The following is a 14,482-nucleotide window of genomic DNA, read 5'->3' on the forward strand; positions in this document are numbered from 1 at the left end:
ATTGACCTTATTTTGCTATTTCAAAAGAACAATATTTGTATATTTTTAGAGAACTACTGCTTATACTATTTCGCTATTTTTGATAAACTAAGAGACTTCTAGAGAACTCAATTCCAACTCCTTCCCTTGTCGAATCTCACTGCTGATGCAGTGGCAGTGGGGGCACTCATAAAATTGGTTGTCAGACTGGAACTCTAGGCGGCAGTGGGGGCAGTAGCATTTGAGGGGAAGATAATCTACTTTTAACCGTGCGCCTTCGGCTATAGTGCCTTTGACTACGATATCGAAAGCAAACTCTAAAGCATCTGGTACAACGCCGGACATAGCACCGACACGCATGGTTAGTTGGTGAATTTTGCTGGCACCTTGCTGCTGGGCGTGTTTTAAGGCTATATCCAGGGTACTTTCCATAATCCCGACTTCATGCATCTTGACTCTCTTTTGCCTGAGGCTGTACTAAGAGGCGAACTTTTTCCAGGGCAGTAATTACCCCCTGCTGAGCAATGGGCGAAAGAGTTTCGCCCAACTCGAAGTTAATCGCTGGTATAGTGATTAACCAAGCTAGAGGAGCATAACAGTAAACTGCTTGGCTCATAGCTAGGAGGGCTTGGGGGTCACTGGTATGACCAAGTAAGAAATTACCTGTAGTAACTGGCTTTAGGGGATGTACTTGTACTACACTTGCCTCCTCAGTAATTGGACAGGCATCAACAAAGATTACGCATTCGGCAATCTTGATCTTTTCTACGAGTTCAGGTGTTAGTTGATGTACCGCCAGGGAGTACACTAGGGGCAATTCCCACCTGGCTACCTCAGTGGCCACCTGTTGACCGACAGCGTCGTCACTCCGTAGCGTATTACCATAGCCGATGACTAAGAATGATATCGGTTTTGGCTCGACTTGGTTGTTCAAGTTGGTAGCAAAGGTGGAACTGCTCATGCCCCAAAGTCCTCGGTTACTGTTTTAATTACGTAAGGCTTCATCCAAAATTTCTCCCGATGTGCCAACTAACTGGACATGGAGAGGCATCTGGCCAATGGCGTGGGTGGAACAGCTTAGACAGGGGTCATAGGCACGAATTCCTGCTTCTACGCGGTTTAATAGGCCTTCGGTAATTTTATTGTTGTGGATATAGTGCTTGGCAATTTGAGCCACCGTTTTATTCATCGCCAGGTTGTTTTGGCCAGTGGCAATAATCAGGTTGACTTTCTCAATTAGACCTTTTTCGTCTACCTTATAGTGGTGAAACAGAGTGCCTCGTGGTGCTTCACTCACGCCGACAGCTTCGAGTTGGTTAATCCCAGCAGTAGCACGGGTATGTTTGGAGACAACATCCGGGTCATCGACTAGTTGTTCAATTCCTTCAACACAGCGCAGGATTTCCAGGAGGCGGGCATAGTGATAAAAGAAGGAGGAATTGGCAACTGGCCCACCAGCACGGTGGCGAAACTCCAGCAACTCTTTATCCGCTAAGGGTGTACCCATAGTTGAGCAAACGTTGACCCTCGCTAGAGGCCCGACTCGATAAATACCATCGGGATAACCTAGTGGCTTATAGTAGGGGGATTTGAGGTAAGACCAAGGTTCCACTGCTTCACCCAGGAAGTCCAGATAGTCATCTTCGCTGAGGTTATCAGCTACAATCTGGCCGTCGGAATCAACAAAGCGCAGGTGGCCATCGTAGTGTTCCCAGAGACCATCTTTGCCGACTAAACCCATAAACAGGGAGCGGAAATTACCGAAGGTTTGCACCTCGGTGGTAAATTGATCAAGAAGCCGTTTACACAACTCAATGGCATTAAGGATCGTGGCGCGGGATTCAGGAAGGCGATCGCTAATCCATGCCCTTCCTTCGTCGGATAAAGGTGTACGCACACCTCCGGGAACTGCCCAAGCAGCATGCAGCTTCCTCGCCCCTAGCAATTCAATCACTGTTTGACCGAATTCCCGCAAGCGAATACCGCCCCTGGCGAGATCTGGGTCAGCAGCCATTAAGCCAAACACGTTACGGGTAGCAGGATCAGAGTCCCAACCCAAGAGAAAATCGGGGCTACTGAGGTGAAAGAAACTGAGGGCGTGGGACTGGATAATTTGCCCCTGGTTCATCATCCGCCGTAGTTTTTCCCCAGCAATGGGAACCTTGACCGCCTGGATTTTGTCGCCCGTTTTTGCCGCCGCCAACAAGTGGCTAACGGGACAGATGCCGCAGATTCGCGCCGTAATCCCTGCCATCTCCCACATCGGGCGACCTTCGCAGAACTTTTCAAAGCCTCGAAATTCCACGACATGGAAACGGGCGTCTGATACCTCCCCGGTATCGTCCAAAAAGATAGATATTTTCGCATGACCCTCAATACGAGTTACTGGGTCAATAACGACTGTTTTTGACATAAGATGCTCTCCGTTTTAATTAATATCAATTCTTTTTAGGGCGTTGGTCAGGCGGCAGGCATTACTCTAGCTTTGACACAAAACCAGCCATAATTTTGTTCGTTACGAACAGGAACGTTTAGTTTTCTCAAGGATTGAGGATATTCATCTATCACTCCTCAATGATTGACAAGCTAGATTAACTACAGATGGACAAGAGATGCAATAGGCAATTTTTGCCGTTTATCTAGGATTCCTGCATTAGTAAACAACTGCATGCTCTACAATCTTTTTTGTTAGTTTGCTCGCCTTAAAGTACTCTTTTGCCTGACAACTTAAGATAGTTGTATTTCAGTGAAATAAAAACTACTGTATCTATGAATTGGGGAGTGATTACCTCGGATTGACCCAAACCTTTTTGGCACTATCCACTACACCAATTCTCATATTGCCGCCCTGAGATTGCCTCGGGATATTCTTCGCAGTATTCTTCAAAGGCAGTTTTTTCCAGTTTTTGGACTTTTTGATGAGCAGCTTCTGCTTGGAGTTCCTCCACCACATCCCAAGCAACGGCACACTCTGGTGAAGTTGGTCCCTTCTGAGTGCAGATGGTGCGGGCATACTCAATGCTTTCCTGAATTTTTTGCTCTAGGATCAGGGCTTTGGGCTGTTCGATAAAGTCACTTCTGAGCAGAATGTCACTCATGGAGACAATTCCTAGTAGTTCGTCCTTGATCACTGGTGCCTGACGGATGCCGACATTGACGAACAACCGCGCCACGTACTCTACACCCAAGTCAGGATTGACAATCACGCAGGGCTTAGTCATGATTTCATAAACACGCACCTGCTTAGGGTCTTTCCCAAAAGCTACTACCTTAGAAACGACATCTGTCTCAGTTACTATGCCGTACGCATCCTGCTCGTGGTTACGGTTGACAATTAGAGAACGCAAGTTCTTTTCCTTCATCATTCTTACTGCCTCAACCACCGTCGCCGCACCCCGAATCGTAGCGACATCTTTGGTCATAATCTCTGCTGCTTTCATCATGGTAAGAACCTCCATTGATCATTTTTTAGTGGTCAATGACTAAAGCTGGTCTGTGACAGTATGACGAATGACTAAGAACAAAACATCAATCAAGAGTTAGCCAAATTTAATCATGTGTCGCCCTTCCATTTTAGGTTTTTCGCCTCTGAGTAGGGGAGCGATCGCATCTCGAATCCGAGGCCCTGAGGGTGGACAACCTGGTATGTACATATCTACTTTCACAACTTCATGAACTGGCATGACTCGTTCGAGTAGTTCTGGCACAATACCCTTTTCCTTGGGCAACTGATTATTGAGGTCTCCCAGTTCCAGATAACAGCGTTTTAGGACGGGTTCTGTACCCCCCAACATATTCCGCATTGCTGGGACATTGGCTGTTACGGCACAATCACCAAAGGAAACGAGGAATTTGCTACGCTCTCTGACTTTCAGGATTATTTCTAAATTTTCCTCATTGGCCACAGCACCCTCAACCAATACCACATCAACGTCTTTCGGGAACTCTTTAGGATCCACGAAAGGGCTGTAAACCATGTCTGCCTGAGCTGCCAATTCAAACAGCCACTCATCTAAGTCGAGAAAGGACATATGACAGCCGGAGCAACCAGCTAGCCAAACAGTTGCCAATCTTATCTTGTCCATTCTTTTTTCTCCCGTGCGTTGACGATAAATTCCAGTTTGGAGCGATCGCGTGTCATTTCTGCTACTGTTGAGCCTTGGCGGAAAATGGCACCTGTGGGGCAAGCTTCGACACACTTACCGCAGGAAGTACAAGCATCTACTGCTCCCCAAGGCTGATTCATACCCGTAATTACACGAGCCTCTGCACCACGACCGGCCACATCCCAGACGTGAGCGCCTTCGATTTCGTCACAAACCCGCACACACCGAGTACACATGATGCAGCGGTTGTGGTCAATGCCAAAGCGGGGGTGGGAAAGATCAACATCTCGTACAGGAAAGCGGTACGGGAAACGGGTGTGATCCATTTTCAGGGCAATGGCCATATCTTGCAATTCGCAATTCTCATTAGCCACACATACTGCACAGAAGTGATTGCCTTCGGCAAACAGCATCTCCAGGATCATGCGTCGATATTCTTGAAGCTGTTCTGTGTCGGTGTAGATTTCCATCCCCTCTGCTACCTGGGTGACACAGGCAGGCAATAGCCGATTGACACCAGCAATTTCCACCAAACACAATCGGCACGCACCAATATCGGAAATTCCTTCCAAATGGCATAAAGTAGGTATCCAAACACCTGCTTCTTTGGCCGCTTCTAGAATCGTCGTCCCCTCGGGACTTGCCACGGGGACTCCGTTAATTGTTAGAGTCTTGACTGACATATCTCTTGTTCTCCTCTTATTTTGGGTAATGGGTGAAAGAAAACAGGGAACTTTTTACCGATTACCCAGCGACTTAACGGCTGAGTGCAGATGCCTCTTTACTGGTGCCATTTAGGTTCAAGCTATCTGAGTTATTTTTAAGTAGTTCCAAATACTCATGCCGGAAATAGCGCAGAGTGCTCAGTACCGGGTTCGGTGCCGTCTGGCCTAAACCACACAAACTGGTGGCTTTGACTACGGCGCACAGTGCTTCAAGTTGTTCTAAATCATTAAGGGTGGCTTCTCCCTTGAGGATTTTATTGAGCATCTCGTACATTTGCACTGTTCCGGCGCGACAAGGGACACACTTACCGCAGGATTCATCCCGGCAAAATTCCATATAGAATTTCGCTACATCTACCATGCTGGTGTCGTTGTCCATGACAATCATGCCGCCAGAACCCATCATGGTGCCTAATTTAATCAGAGAGTCGTATTCCATCGGCGTATCGAATAGCTCAGCTGGGATGCAACCACCAGATGGCCCGCCAGTTTGTACTGCCTTAACCTCACCGTTAGGAGTGCCACCACCCATGTCTTCGATAATTTCCCGCAAGCTGATACCCATGGGTACTTCGATGAGTCCGGTGTTGCGAATTTTGCCAGTGAGGGCAAAGACTTTTGTGCCTTTGCTCTTTTCGGTGCCAATGCTGGCATACCAAGCAGCGCCCTCACGAATAATCGCCGGGACGTTAGCAAAACTTTCGACGTTGTTAATCAGGGTAGGACATTCCCACAAACCTGACTCTGCTGGATAGGGAGGACGAGGACGGGGAGTACCTCGTTTACCTTCGACTGAGGCAATCAGGGCAGTTTCCTCTCCACAAACGAAGGCACCAGCACCGACGCGGATATCAATCTTAAAATCAAAGGGGGAATCAAAAATTTGGCTGCCCAGAATACCCAGTTTTTTCGCTTGTTTAATGGCTGTTTGTAGGTTCTTAATCGCTAGGGGATATTCAGCCCGGACGTAGATGTAACCGTGATTGGCACCAACGGCGTAGCCTGCAATAGCCATGCCTTCAATGATCCGATGGGGGTCACTTTCTAAGACGCTACGATCCATGAACGCCCCTGGATCTCCTTCGTCGGCGTTGCAGATGACGTATTTCTGTTCTCCAGGCATCTTGGCCACTGTTGCCCACTTCAAGCCAGTGGGGTAACCGCCACCACCACGTCCTCGCAAGCCGCTTTTGGTAATTTCCTCTACCACGTCCTCTGGCTTCATCTCCTGGATGGAGTGGTATAGCTGCTGATAGCCGCCGACAGCAATATATTCTTCAATCCTCTCTGGATCTATCTTGCCGCTATTTTCCAGGACAATGGGCTGCTGGCGGGTAAAAAATGGATGATTGGGATCTCCTTTTTCTGCCGTAGCTGCACCACCATTGAGGGCCGCAATAATTGAAGCAGCATCAGTAGGAGTAACCTCTTCGTAAAGGATATTTCCTGGCTCAACTTGAACCAGTGGCCCTCGGCCACAAAATTTCATGCAACCGACGCCAGAGATTTGTACCTCTTCCTGTAAACCAGCTTCTTTGACGGCCGATTCTAGAGCATCTTTAACAGCCTCCGACTGGGAGGATTGACACCCAGCCGCTGTGCAGCAGCGAACACGAATACCCTTTTGGCGATCGCGTTCTTGCTGTCCAATTTCGAGTAGTTCAACTAAATCCATCTTGTTCTCTTCTCTTACTCGGGAAATGTGATCAATCAAAGCAGAGGCATTACAGAACTTAGACTCAATAATCTGTAACCTTCAACCCTAATCCAACCATCCTGTAACTTTTTCGATTACCGAATCCGACGTCTGTTTGCCAGCTACTGTACCGTCGAAGACTACGGCTGGCGCTAACCCACAAGCACCAATACAACGGGCCGTCAGTAGCGACATTTTGCCATCTGGGGTTGTTTTGCCTGGGCTGAGGTGGGTGTGCTGATCTAATGAATCCAGTAACTCTGCCGCCCCTTTGACATAACAAGCGGTGCCTAGGCAAACCACACAGGTGTGATCTCCACTCGGTTTCAGGGAGAACAAGTGGTAAAAAGTGGCCACACCATAAACACGACTCAGAGGCAGTTTGAGCCCCCGTGCAACGTAGAGCAAGACATCTTCCTCTAAGTAGCCAAAAGCTTCCTGTGCTTTGTGGAGTACTTCAATGAGGGAATCAGGGCGATACTGATTGCGTTTCATAGTGATGTCGAGGACTTTGAAACGCTTATCGCCGCTCGGATGTTTTTGCTTCGTTGTCTTCTTGGTGGCTTCAGCCTGGGATTTTTGTTCTAATTCAGGCTTAAGGTTAGTTGAGGTCATAAGTCTTAGTTAGCGGTTTAGGGTTATAGCAATCCTAGATAAATTGTGAGAACTGCCTATTTTATCTCGGTGTATCTGTTGTCCACCTATAGTTAATTCTTTCTCTGAATCAGTATAAGTTGTTATATTAATTACTTATTTAAGAGAGTGTCTGGTTTTGAGTAATCTCGTTTTCTCCTTACAATCCCTATACAGGTAAATATTTAGAGGTTTTTCCAATGTATATAGGCAGAACTCGACAGCTTTGGTTAACTCGTGGCTGCTTAAATAAACTTAAGAATTTAGCTTTCCTGTGGCACTATATTTATATTATTCACCATATATTCTCTAGTAATCTGAAAAAATTCAGCTTTTTTTTGTAAATCAATTAATTAAGTTCAGTAGCTGTATCTTTCTGTAATCATCTAATATCTCAAGACGATAAAGTTACTTAATAAACAACAAACAACTTGTTTAAATCTACAAAATAACTTTTTCTCTAATTATTCTCAGTAGGCAAACAAAGAATCCAACTCTTAGCAATAATAATTGTTGAGCATTAGTCTAAAGAAGAAAACAAACTTAACAAAAGTACTAGTTTCGGGTTTGAACTAATTTATCAACGACTTTACTTGTTTTCCCAAAGGCAAGGGAAGAAACTTGATGCTTATTATTGGCAACAAAAGTAGAGTTCTTCTCTCTCTCGCTTCCCCAACTTCTTGGCTTAAAAACCCCAAAGTTAAGATATTTTTAGAATAGCTCTGTAGAAATTGATTATAGTTATACAGGAGCAGCCATCCCCAATTGTAGGGCGTAAAGCTTGGCATAGACTCCCTCCAGAGCAATTAACTCGGCGTGGGTTCCTCTTTCTACAATTTGACCCTGCTGAATTACCAAAACCTGATTTGCTTGGGTGACAGTACTGAGGCGGTGAGCAATTACGAAGCTAGTACGGCCTTGAAGTAATTTAGCGATCGCAGCTTGTACCAAAGCTTCAGTGTGAGTATCAATACTGCTGGTGGCTTCGTCCAGAATCAGAATGCGGGGATCGACTAAAACAGCACGGGCAATACTGATTAGCTGTCGTTGGCCCTGAGAGAGGCTAACACCCCTCTCACCTACTTGGGTGCAATAGCCTTCTGGCAATTGGGTGATAAACTCATGGACATTGGCCACTTGAGCCGCAGCTTCGATTTCGGCATGTGTCGCTTCAGGGCGGCCAAAGGCAATATTGTCAGCAATTGTACCCCCAAATAAAAGATTGTCCTGTAGGACGATGCCAATCTGATAGCGTAAACTTCTCTGGGTAACGCTACGTACATCAATCCCATCTACCTTGACTGCACCGCCGGACACATCATAAAAGCGCAGAATTAAGTTAATAATCGTGCTTTTACCTGCCCCAGTAGACCCTACCAAGGCAATCATCTGTCCTGGTTGAGCACAGAGATTGACCCCTTGGAGCACTAACTGATCACGATTGTAGCCAAAGGCAACATTCTCGAAACTTACCTCACCTTTAATTGAGGGCATTTCCATCGCGTCTGGTGCATCTTTCAGTTGGGAAGGTTCATCAAGTAACAAAAATATGCGCTCTAATCCAGCGATCGCTGATTGTGCCTGGGTGTAAAATTGGCTCAGGATTTGGATGGGTCGAAAAAACTGCTGTACGTAGAGTAAGAAGGCTGTTACAGTCCCCACTGTAGCCGCTCCCGTAACGGCTAAATAGCCACCATAGGCCAACACTCCTGCTGTAGCCAGGGTATTTAGCACATCAATGGAAGGTAAAAAAGCAGAGGTAATTGCTACCGCTTGCATGTTGGCATCCCGGTTGGCAGCATTGAGGCTGTCGAACTGTTGAATATTCAGTTGCACCCGATTGAAGGCTTGGGCTTCGCGGACACTGCCAATGTCCTCTTCCAGCTTAGTGGAAAGTTGGCCAACTGTCTGACGAGTTAGACGAAATTTAGCTCTTGCCCAACGAGAAAATAATCCCGTGGCAATAATCATTAGAGGCACAACCAAGTTACTCACTAAAGCCAGTTGTAGATTGATCAAGAACATCGCTAAGATAATTCCCAACAAGCTGAAAGTATTGCCCAGAATTTGCGGTATTGTATTACCAAAAGCCTGGTTAACTACACTCACATCATTAAGCAGGCGACTCATTAAATCACCAGCTTCACTGCGGTCAAAGTAACTAATAGGAAGGCTTTGCACCTTGAGAAAAATGTCTTGACGTAATTGAGCAAGTACCCGTTGTACAATAGAGCCGACGCGATAAATTTGAGCACGGATGGCCAAAATACCACCCAAGTAGACGCAACCTAGGATAATTAGCATCACCAGCAATCCTCTAAGGTTGCCAGGACGAATCAGATTGTCAATTGACCAGCCGATTAAGAAAGGGCCGATTGCCTGGGTAGCAGCACCAATAATCACACAACCCAGAGCAATAGGGACTTCTTGGCGATAGGGTTGCAGATACTGAAATAGGCGTTGCAGAGTTGGAAGTTGCTCATTAGCTTTTTGCTCTGATGCAACAACGGCGGTAGTGCCTCTCATGGAATGGCTCTCAATGAAAAAGGTTCAATTAGAGCTTATCTGAAAACTGAAATAGAGATTTGCCACCCTAGGTGGATACGAGATTGATACGTATAGTTTGAGAATCAGGAAAAAACCCCATCCGGAAGATGGGGCGATACTGAAGTTACTCAACTGTTTTACTTTCGCGGCAAAATTAACCCAATCCGGATAAATCCGATTCAAGCTTTTGATTCTTCATTTTTTGCCCTAACTCAGCTCAAGTAAAAAGTATGGTCATCCCTTTAGCAAAGCCGTCAACTATTTTCACGCTGACGGGTAGTGTATCGAGTTAGTTGACAATTGAGGAAATTTAGGTTTGCATAAGTGTATACGCATCTAACTGCATTGAGCAAGGGATGAGTAGATACACTAAGTAGCAACTATATTTAGCACATTTGTTCCTACTCGCGCTGAGTATTAGCTCGGTGGGAGTAGGAGGAAATATTCTAAGCATAGTTATTGCTGCCACAACTGAAGGTAGAATTGGCTTGCTGACCGTGTTAAGGATTTAGCTAAGCCAGATTGACGTAGTTGGGCAAGTGTTTCCTATCAAATCTTGCTGAGGAGATTTTAGGTTTTTAACTAATCTCCAGATGTGCGCTAGTTGCGTGACTTATTAGTTCACTAATTTTTAGCCATGAAAAAAGTCATGCAAGCAACCTCAGTTCAGCCCACAATGAAGTCAAAGTTCTCTGTGTCTATCCATTGGGATTATGAAAACATCTCAGATACAAACCTAGCCGAAAATTTAATTATTTTTGGACAGCTTAGGGGGGATTTGGTTAATAAAAAGGCTTACGCTAAGCGCTGGAAAAAATTTGCCTCTGCGAAAAATATACTGAAAAAACATAATTTTTGTTTAGTCGATGCTTTACTAGATATCAAGAACAGCGCAGATTACAGGTGCATGTTTGACTGCATTGATGCGGTTAAGAGTGACTCACCACCTGATGTTTTTATTTTCGTAGCTGGAGATGGAGACTATGCTCATGTTATTCGTCTTTTGAAGTGTCGGGGCAAGCAAATTATCATTTTTGCTCGACATCTTTCAGATAGTAAAAAACTCAAAAAACTTGCCCATGAGTGTTATTTCATCGATGATTTACCCAGATTAATTATGGAGGGAGTTAACAATAGTTAAACTACCTAATTTTAAAAATTGCCAGCTCTTGCATCAGGCTTTAACTCACCGCTCTTATGCCAACGAATGTCCAGAAGAAGGAGGGGATAACGAGCGTCTAGAGTTCTTAGGTGATGCAGTGCTGGGATTCCTGGTTACAGCATTGCTCTACCGACGTTATCCCAAGATGAAAGAAGGTGATCTATCACGGCTAAGATCTCAATTAATTAACGAAAAGCAACTGGCAATCTTAGCGAAGAATCTTAATATTGGTGGTCAAATGCGATTAGGTAAAGGAGTTCAAAACGAAGGGGGAAGAAAATCGCCAGCATTACTCAGTGACGCTTTTGAAGCCATTCTTGGTGCTTACTTTCTCGACTCAGGAATTGATGATGTTCGTGAATTTATAGATTTTCTGTTCACGCCAGTAGCTGATGATATAGTTCTCAATCAATCTCGTATAGATCCTAAGACTCGATTTCAACAGTGGGCACAAAAACATCGTGGTAATCCCCCGAATTATCAAATTCTTGCTGAGTCGGGACCAGATCATGCTAAAGAATTTACTGCGCAAGTATTAGTTGACAACAAAGTTTATGGTGTTGGCAAAGATAGTAGCAAGCAAGGAGCAGAAAAAAGAGCTGCTGAAGCTGCGCTGCTGAAGCTGGGATTAGTTTGACTTCTCCCACACTTGAGGTAACTATGGAGAAGTTCCAAATATAAAATAGAAAATGCTATCAACTTGGTATCAGAAGTTCAAATTACACAGCACTAGATACCTTAACTTGCGATTCCAAAATTGAGCCATAAAGAGGACTAATTTCCATCAATTCTTCGTGAGTTCCTTGGGCTACTAATTGTCCTTGATCAATTAATAAAATTCGGTCAGCTTTCTGTACAGTAGTAATGCGTTGAGCAATCACAAATGAGGTGCAGGTATGGCGTCGCATCAGTTCATCTAAGGCTTGATGAATCTGAGCAGCAGTTTTGGCATCGAGGGCTGAGGTACTGTCATCTAGAATTAATATTCGGTAGTCAGTGAGGAGAGTTCTCGCGATGGCAATTCTTTGTTTCTGTCCACCCGATAAACCCGCTCCACGCTCACCGACAATCGTTTCATAGCCTTCGGGTAAGCTGGTAATAAACTCGTGAATTTGAGCTGTTTTTGCCGCCTCAATTACTTTTTCTAGGGAAGCATCTGGGGAAGCGTAAGCGAGATTATCACGAATTGTGCCAGAGAACAGCGTAGTCTCTTGAAAGACAATACCAATATGCGATCGCAAACTTTCTAAAGTCAAATCCCGTACATCTCGGCCATCAATACGAATTGCCCCACCTGTGACATCGTAGAAGCGGGGAATTAGATTCATAATCGTACTTTTCCCAGAACCAGTTCTTCCCAGAATAGCAATTAGTTCTTGTGGTTTAGTTTCAAAAGAAATACCTTTAAGTGCTTCTGTTATCGCTCCCGGATAGCGGAAATGTACATTTTCAAAGGTAATGCGACCACCACATTTATTAAAAGGCGTAGCACTAGGGCGGTCGTGAATTTCAATCTCCGTATCAACTACTTCATAAACCCGTTCTGCAGAAGCTGCTGCTTGGGCAATTACCGGAGCCGCAAAACCAATGAGCAAAACTGGCTGAAGGATGAACAATAAGTAGGAATTAAATGCCACTAATTCACCTACTGAAAAGGAGCCACCGATAACTTGTGCGCCACCGTAGCCCACAACAGCTAAAGTAACTAAGTTACTCAACAAAAAAATTAGAGGAAAGGTATTGGCGATGGCGTTAATTGTCTGTATATTAACTGCCAATAGTTCATCATTCAGCCTGGTATAGCGAGATGTTTCTGTAGACTCACGGGCAAAAGCTTTGACGACACGAACCCCAATAAGGTTCTCCTGCAAAACAGCATTGAGGTCACCAAGTTGCTCCTGTACCTTGCCAAAAAGCCTTTGGTTTTTAATGATAAACTGAGCCAGCAAAATTCCTGCAATTGGCACTAAGGCTAAGGTAATCAGTGCCAGTTGCCAATTCATAATTAGCAAAATAGTTGCAACACTAATCAGTACTGCTATTGAACTGACCACCTGAATTAAAGTTGTACCAATAAAAGTGCGGATTTGTTCTACATCACTAGTGATACGGGTTAATAGCTGTGAAGTTTGAGCTTGGTCGTGATAACTGAAACTAAGGTTTTGAATTTTGCGGAAAATTTGGTTACGTAAGTCGTAAGCAATACCTTGAGAAACTTTTTCTGCCCAAAAACTTTGACCGAAATTGAATATACCCCGCCCCAAGGCAATTAAGACCATAGCAATTGCAACTTGTTGGATAATTATCCAGTTTTGGCTGGCAATACCTTGGTCAATACCCCAGCGGAATAGCTGTGGGGTTATGGCATTAGCAGCCGTCAGCAGCAGTAGACTAATAAATGCGCCACTAGCAATTAGGCGGTAAGAGTTGAGGCTTCCCAGAACGCGTGTTAAAGATTGCACGGATGGATACTGCTCCCTAGTTTAGGTCAGATTATTTATTATGGGCTGATAAATAGTGTCCCAACTTCAGAGAGTAAATTGATTCAATTTATGCAAAAGGTTTATTGTGGAATTCAGGTCTACACTAGAGAGATTGAAGTTGCGAAACACCCATCCAGGTGCTAGAACTAACTCAGAAATAGCAATATCGGCATCAAGCCTTTACGAAACTGATTTCTACGCCTAGACGCAGGAACAAGCCTCCTCACTCTGCAAACATCAGTGGAGTGAGCTTGATTTGCCCAATTTGATTATTAGACCTCTTGCAAAAGTAGCGGCAGCTAACTAATTTGAGTTCAAACGAAGTTCGTAATTATAGATGCCTGCAATTAAATTAAAGCGTAAACCAAACCTTTTTCTTCTGTTGCGATATCGCTCGGATAAAATTCTAAATATTTTGAGGCGACGGTAAACATGTTCAATCACTATCCTCTCTGAAGCTAATTTATGATTCTCTTTTTTTTGTTCTTTTGATAGTTTGCTCTTCTTGGGTTTTTTATGGGGTATCCGACTTTGTTTGTGGATTTTCGCTATTCCCTGATATCCTCGATCTCCGAGACACTGTATCTCTGTCTTTAGATTGGTTTTACTCCGTTTAAACAACTTAAAGTCGTGTTCTTTACCCTTGCCGCATGCAATACAGATAATCTCTTTGCTGTTTTTTTCAACGATAAGTTGAGATTTTAAAGTGTGCTTTTTTTTCTTGCCACTGTAGAACTTTTTCTGTTTTTTTGAGGACGCTCCAGGGGAGTTTCAGTTACATCGATAACTGCTATCTCTATTGGGTTTCCCGATTTCAATAGTTGTTTCTTTCCCGGAATCCTTAATTCTTTTGACTTGATTAAAATATTTTCTATTTTACGAATTATTCGATATACTGTTGATTCGTTAAGTCCCCAATGTTGACCGATATGAAAGTAAGTTCTGTACTCTCGTAAGTATTCGAGCGTCATCAATACTTGATTTTCTGGACTTAATTTGGACGGTCTTCCGGTTTTTATCTTCTGTTTTTCATTTGTTTCCACTAACTCAACCATCTTAGCAAACGTCTCTTTTCTAACTCCACAAAGGCGTTTGAACTCTTGGGGTTTTAGGTCTTTCACCTTTTCATAGGTCATTATTTTCCCTCATAC

At 44.3% G+C, this 14,482-nt stretch carries 13 protein-coding genes; 2 read left to right on the top strand and 11 right to left on the bottom strand.

Annotated elements, in window-relative coordinates; all coding sequences use genetic code 11:
• Positions 1-87: 87 nt before the first annotated feature.
• From hypA to ACT7WV_RS10995, 9 genes are all read right to left on the bottom strand, one after another.
• Positions 88-429 carry a hydrogenase maturation nickel metallochaperone HypA gene (gene hypA / locus ACT7WV_RS10955; protein WP_445102933.1) on the bottom strand — a complete coding sequence of 114 codons (342 nt, stop codon included), beginning with the start codon at positions 427-429 and terminating at the stop codon, positions 88-90.
• Positions 422-940, bottom strand: a complete 519-nt coding sequence (locus tag ACT7WV_RS10960) for a hydrogenase maturation protease (protein ID WP_445102934.1) — start codon at positions 938-940, stop codon at positions 422-424. Before ACT7WV_RS10960 ends, hypA begins: the two co-directional genes overlap by 8 nt.
• 24 nt (positions 941-964) lie before the next feature.
• The gene (locus tag ACT7WV_RS10965) at positions 965-2,392 is read right to left on the bottom strand and encodes a Ni/Fe hydrogenase subunit alpha (protein ID WP_445102935.1); all 1,428 of its coding nucleotides are present in this window, start codon (positions 2,390-2,392) and stop codon (positions 965-967) included.
• 403 nt (positions 2,393-2,795) lie between these two features.
• On the bottom strand, positions 2,796-3,422 hold the full coding sequence (locus ACT7WV_RS10970; protein ID WP_445105623.1) for a CP12 domain-containing protein: 627 nt from the start codon (positions 3,420-3,422) through the stop codon (positions 2,796-2,798).
• A gap of 96 nt (positions 3,423-3,518) precedes the next feature.
• Complete coding sequence (locus ACT7WV_RS10975) at positions 3,519-4,064, bottom strand: NADH-quinone oxidoreductase subunit B family protein (RefSeq protein WP_445102936.1); 546 nt, start codon at positions 4,062-4,064, stop codon at positions 3,519-3,521.
• Complete coding sequence (gene hoxU, locus ACT7WV_RS10980) at positions 4,052-4,768, bottom strand: bidirectional hydrogenase complex protein HoxU (protein ID WP_445102937.1); 717 nt, start codon at positions 4,766-4,768, stop codon at positions 4,052-4,054. Before hoxU ends, ACT7WV_RS10975 begins: the two co-directional genes overlap by 13 nt.
• A gap of 73 nt (positions 4,769-4,841) precedes the next feature.
• Positions 4,842-6,485, bottom strand: a complete 1,644-nt coding sequence (nuoF, locus tag ACT7WV_RS10985) for an NADH-quinone oxidoreductase subunit NuoF (protein WP_445102938.1) — start codon at positions 6,483-6,485, stop codon at positions 4,842-4,844.
• An 87-nt stretch (positions 6,486-6,572) separates the two neighbouring features.
• Positions 6,573-7,121, bottom strand: coding sequence for a bidirectional hydrogenase complex protein HoxE (gene hoxE, locus ACT7WV_RS10990; protein ID WP_445102939.1), 549 nt, complete (start codon positions 7,119-7,121; stop codon positions 6,573-6,575).
• Positions 7,122-7,880: 759 nt separating this feature from the next.
• Positions 7,881-9,665 carry an ABC transporter ATP-binding protein gene (locus ACT7WV_RS10995; protein WP_445102940.1) on the bottom strand — a complete coding sequence of 595 codons (1,785 nt, stop codon included), beginning with the start codon at positions 9,663-9,665 and terminating at the stop codon, positions 7,881-7,883.
• A gap of 658 nt (positions 9,666-10,323) precedes the next feature.
• On the opposite strand from ACT7WV_RS10995, the gene ACT7WV_RS11000 reads away from it, so the two are divergent.
• The gene (locus ACT7WV_RS11000) at positions 10,324-10,827 is read left to right on the top strand and encodes an NYN domain-containing protein (protein ID WP_445102941.1); all 504 of its coding nucleotides are present in this window, start codon (positions 10,324-10,326) and stop codon (positions 10,825-10,827) included.
• Positions 10,820-11,485, top strand: a complete 666-nt coding sequence (gene rnc / locus ACT7WV_RS11005; protein WP_445105624.1) for a ribonuclease III — start codon at positions 10,820-10,822, stop codon at positions 11,483-11,485. The genes ACT7WV_RS11000 and rnc overlap by 8 nt, the downstream gene beginning before the upstream one ends.
• An 82-nt stretch (positions 11,486-11,567) precedes the next feature.
• Here rnc and ACT7WV_RS11010 read toward each other — a convergent pair whose 3' ends face one another.
• Together ACT7WV_RS11010 and ACT7WV_RS11015 are read right to left on the bottom strand one after the other, a co-directional pair.
• A complete protein-coding gene (locus tag ACT7WV_RS11010) occupies positions 11,568-13,310 on the bottom strand; it encodes an ABC transporter ATP-binding protein (protein WP_445102942.1) in 1,743 nt (580 codons plus the stop codon).
• Between the two features lie 324 nt (positions 13,311-13,634).
• Positions 13,635-14,467, bottom strand: a protein-coding gene (locus ACT7WV_RS11015) for an IS5 family transposase (protein WP_445101302.1) whose coding sequence is annotated in 2 segments (ribosomal slippage) — positions 13,635-14,083 and positions 14,083-14,467 — 834 coding nt in all. Because the reading frame shifts where the segments join, the coding sequence is not laid out codon by codon here.
• Positions 14,468-14,482 lie beyond the last annotated feature (15 nt).

Source organism: Symploca atlantica LB2515, assembly GCF_052546295.1.

Coding starts and splice junctions, on each gene's coding strand:
- hypA (WP_445102933.1), bottom strand. CDS start 429: ATGCATGAAGTCGGGATTATGGAAAGTACCCTGGATATAGCCTTAAAA.
- ACT7WV_RS10960 (WP_445102934.1), bottom strand. CDS start 940: ATGAGCAGTTCCACCTTTGCTACCAACTTGAACAACCAAGTCGAGCCA.
- ACT7WV_RS10965 (WP_445102935.1), bottom strand. CDS start 2,392: ATGTCAAAAACAGTCGTTATTGACCCAGTAACTCGTATTGAGGGTCAT.
- ACT7WV_RS10970 (WP_445105623.1), bottom strand. CDS start 3,422: ATGATGAAAGCAGCAGAGATTATGACCAAAGATGTCGCTACGATTCGG.
- ACT7WV_RS10975 (WP_445102936.1), bottom strand. CDS start 4,064: ATGGACAAGATAAGATTGGCAACTGTTTGGCTAGCTGGTTGCTCCGGC.
- hoxU (WP_445102937.1), bottom strand. CDS start 4,768: ATGTCAGTCAAGACTCTAACAATTAACGGAGTCCCCGTGGCAAGTCCC.
- nuoF (WP_445102938.1), bottom strand. CDS start 6,485: ATGGATTTAGTTGAACTACTCGAAATTGGACAGCAAGAACGCGATCGC.
- hoxE (WP_445102939.1), bottom strand. CDS start 7,121: ATGACCTCAACTAACCTTAAGCCTGAATTAGAACAAAAATCCCAGGCT.
- ACT7WV_RS10995 (WP_445102940.1), bottom strand. CDS start 9,665: ATGAGAGGCACTACCGCCGTTGTTGCATCAGAGCAAAAAGCTAATGAG.
- ACT7WV_RS11000 (WP_445102941.1), top strand. CDS start 10,324: ATGAAAAAAGTCATGCAAGCAACCTCAGTTCAGCCCACAATGAAGTCA.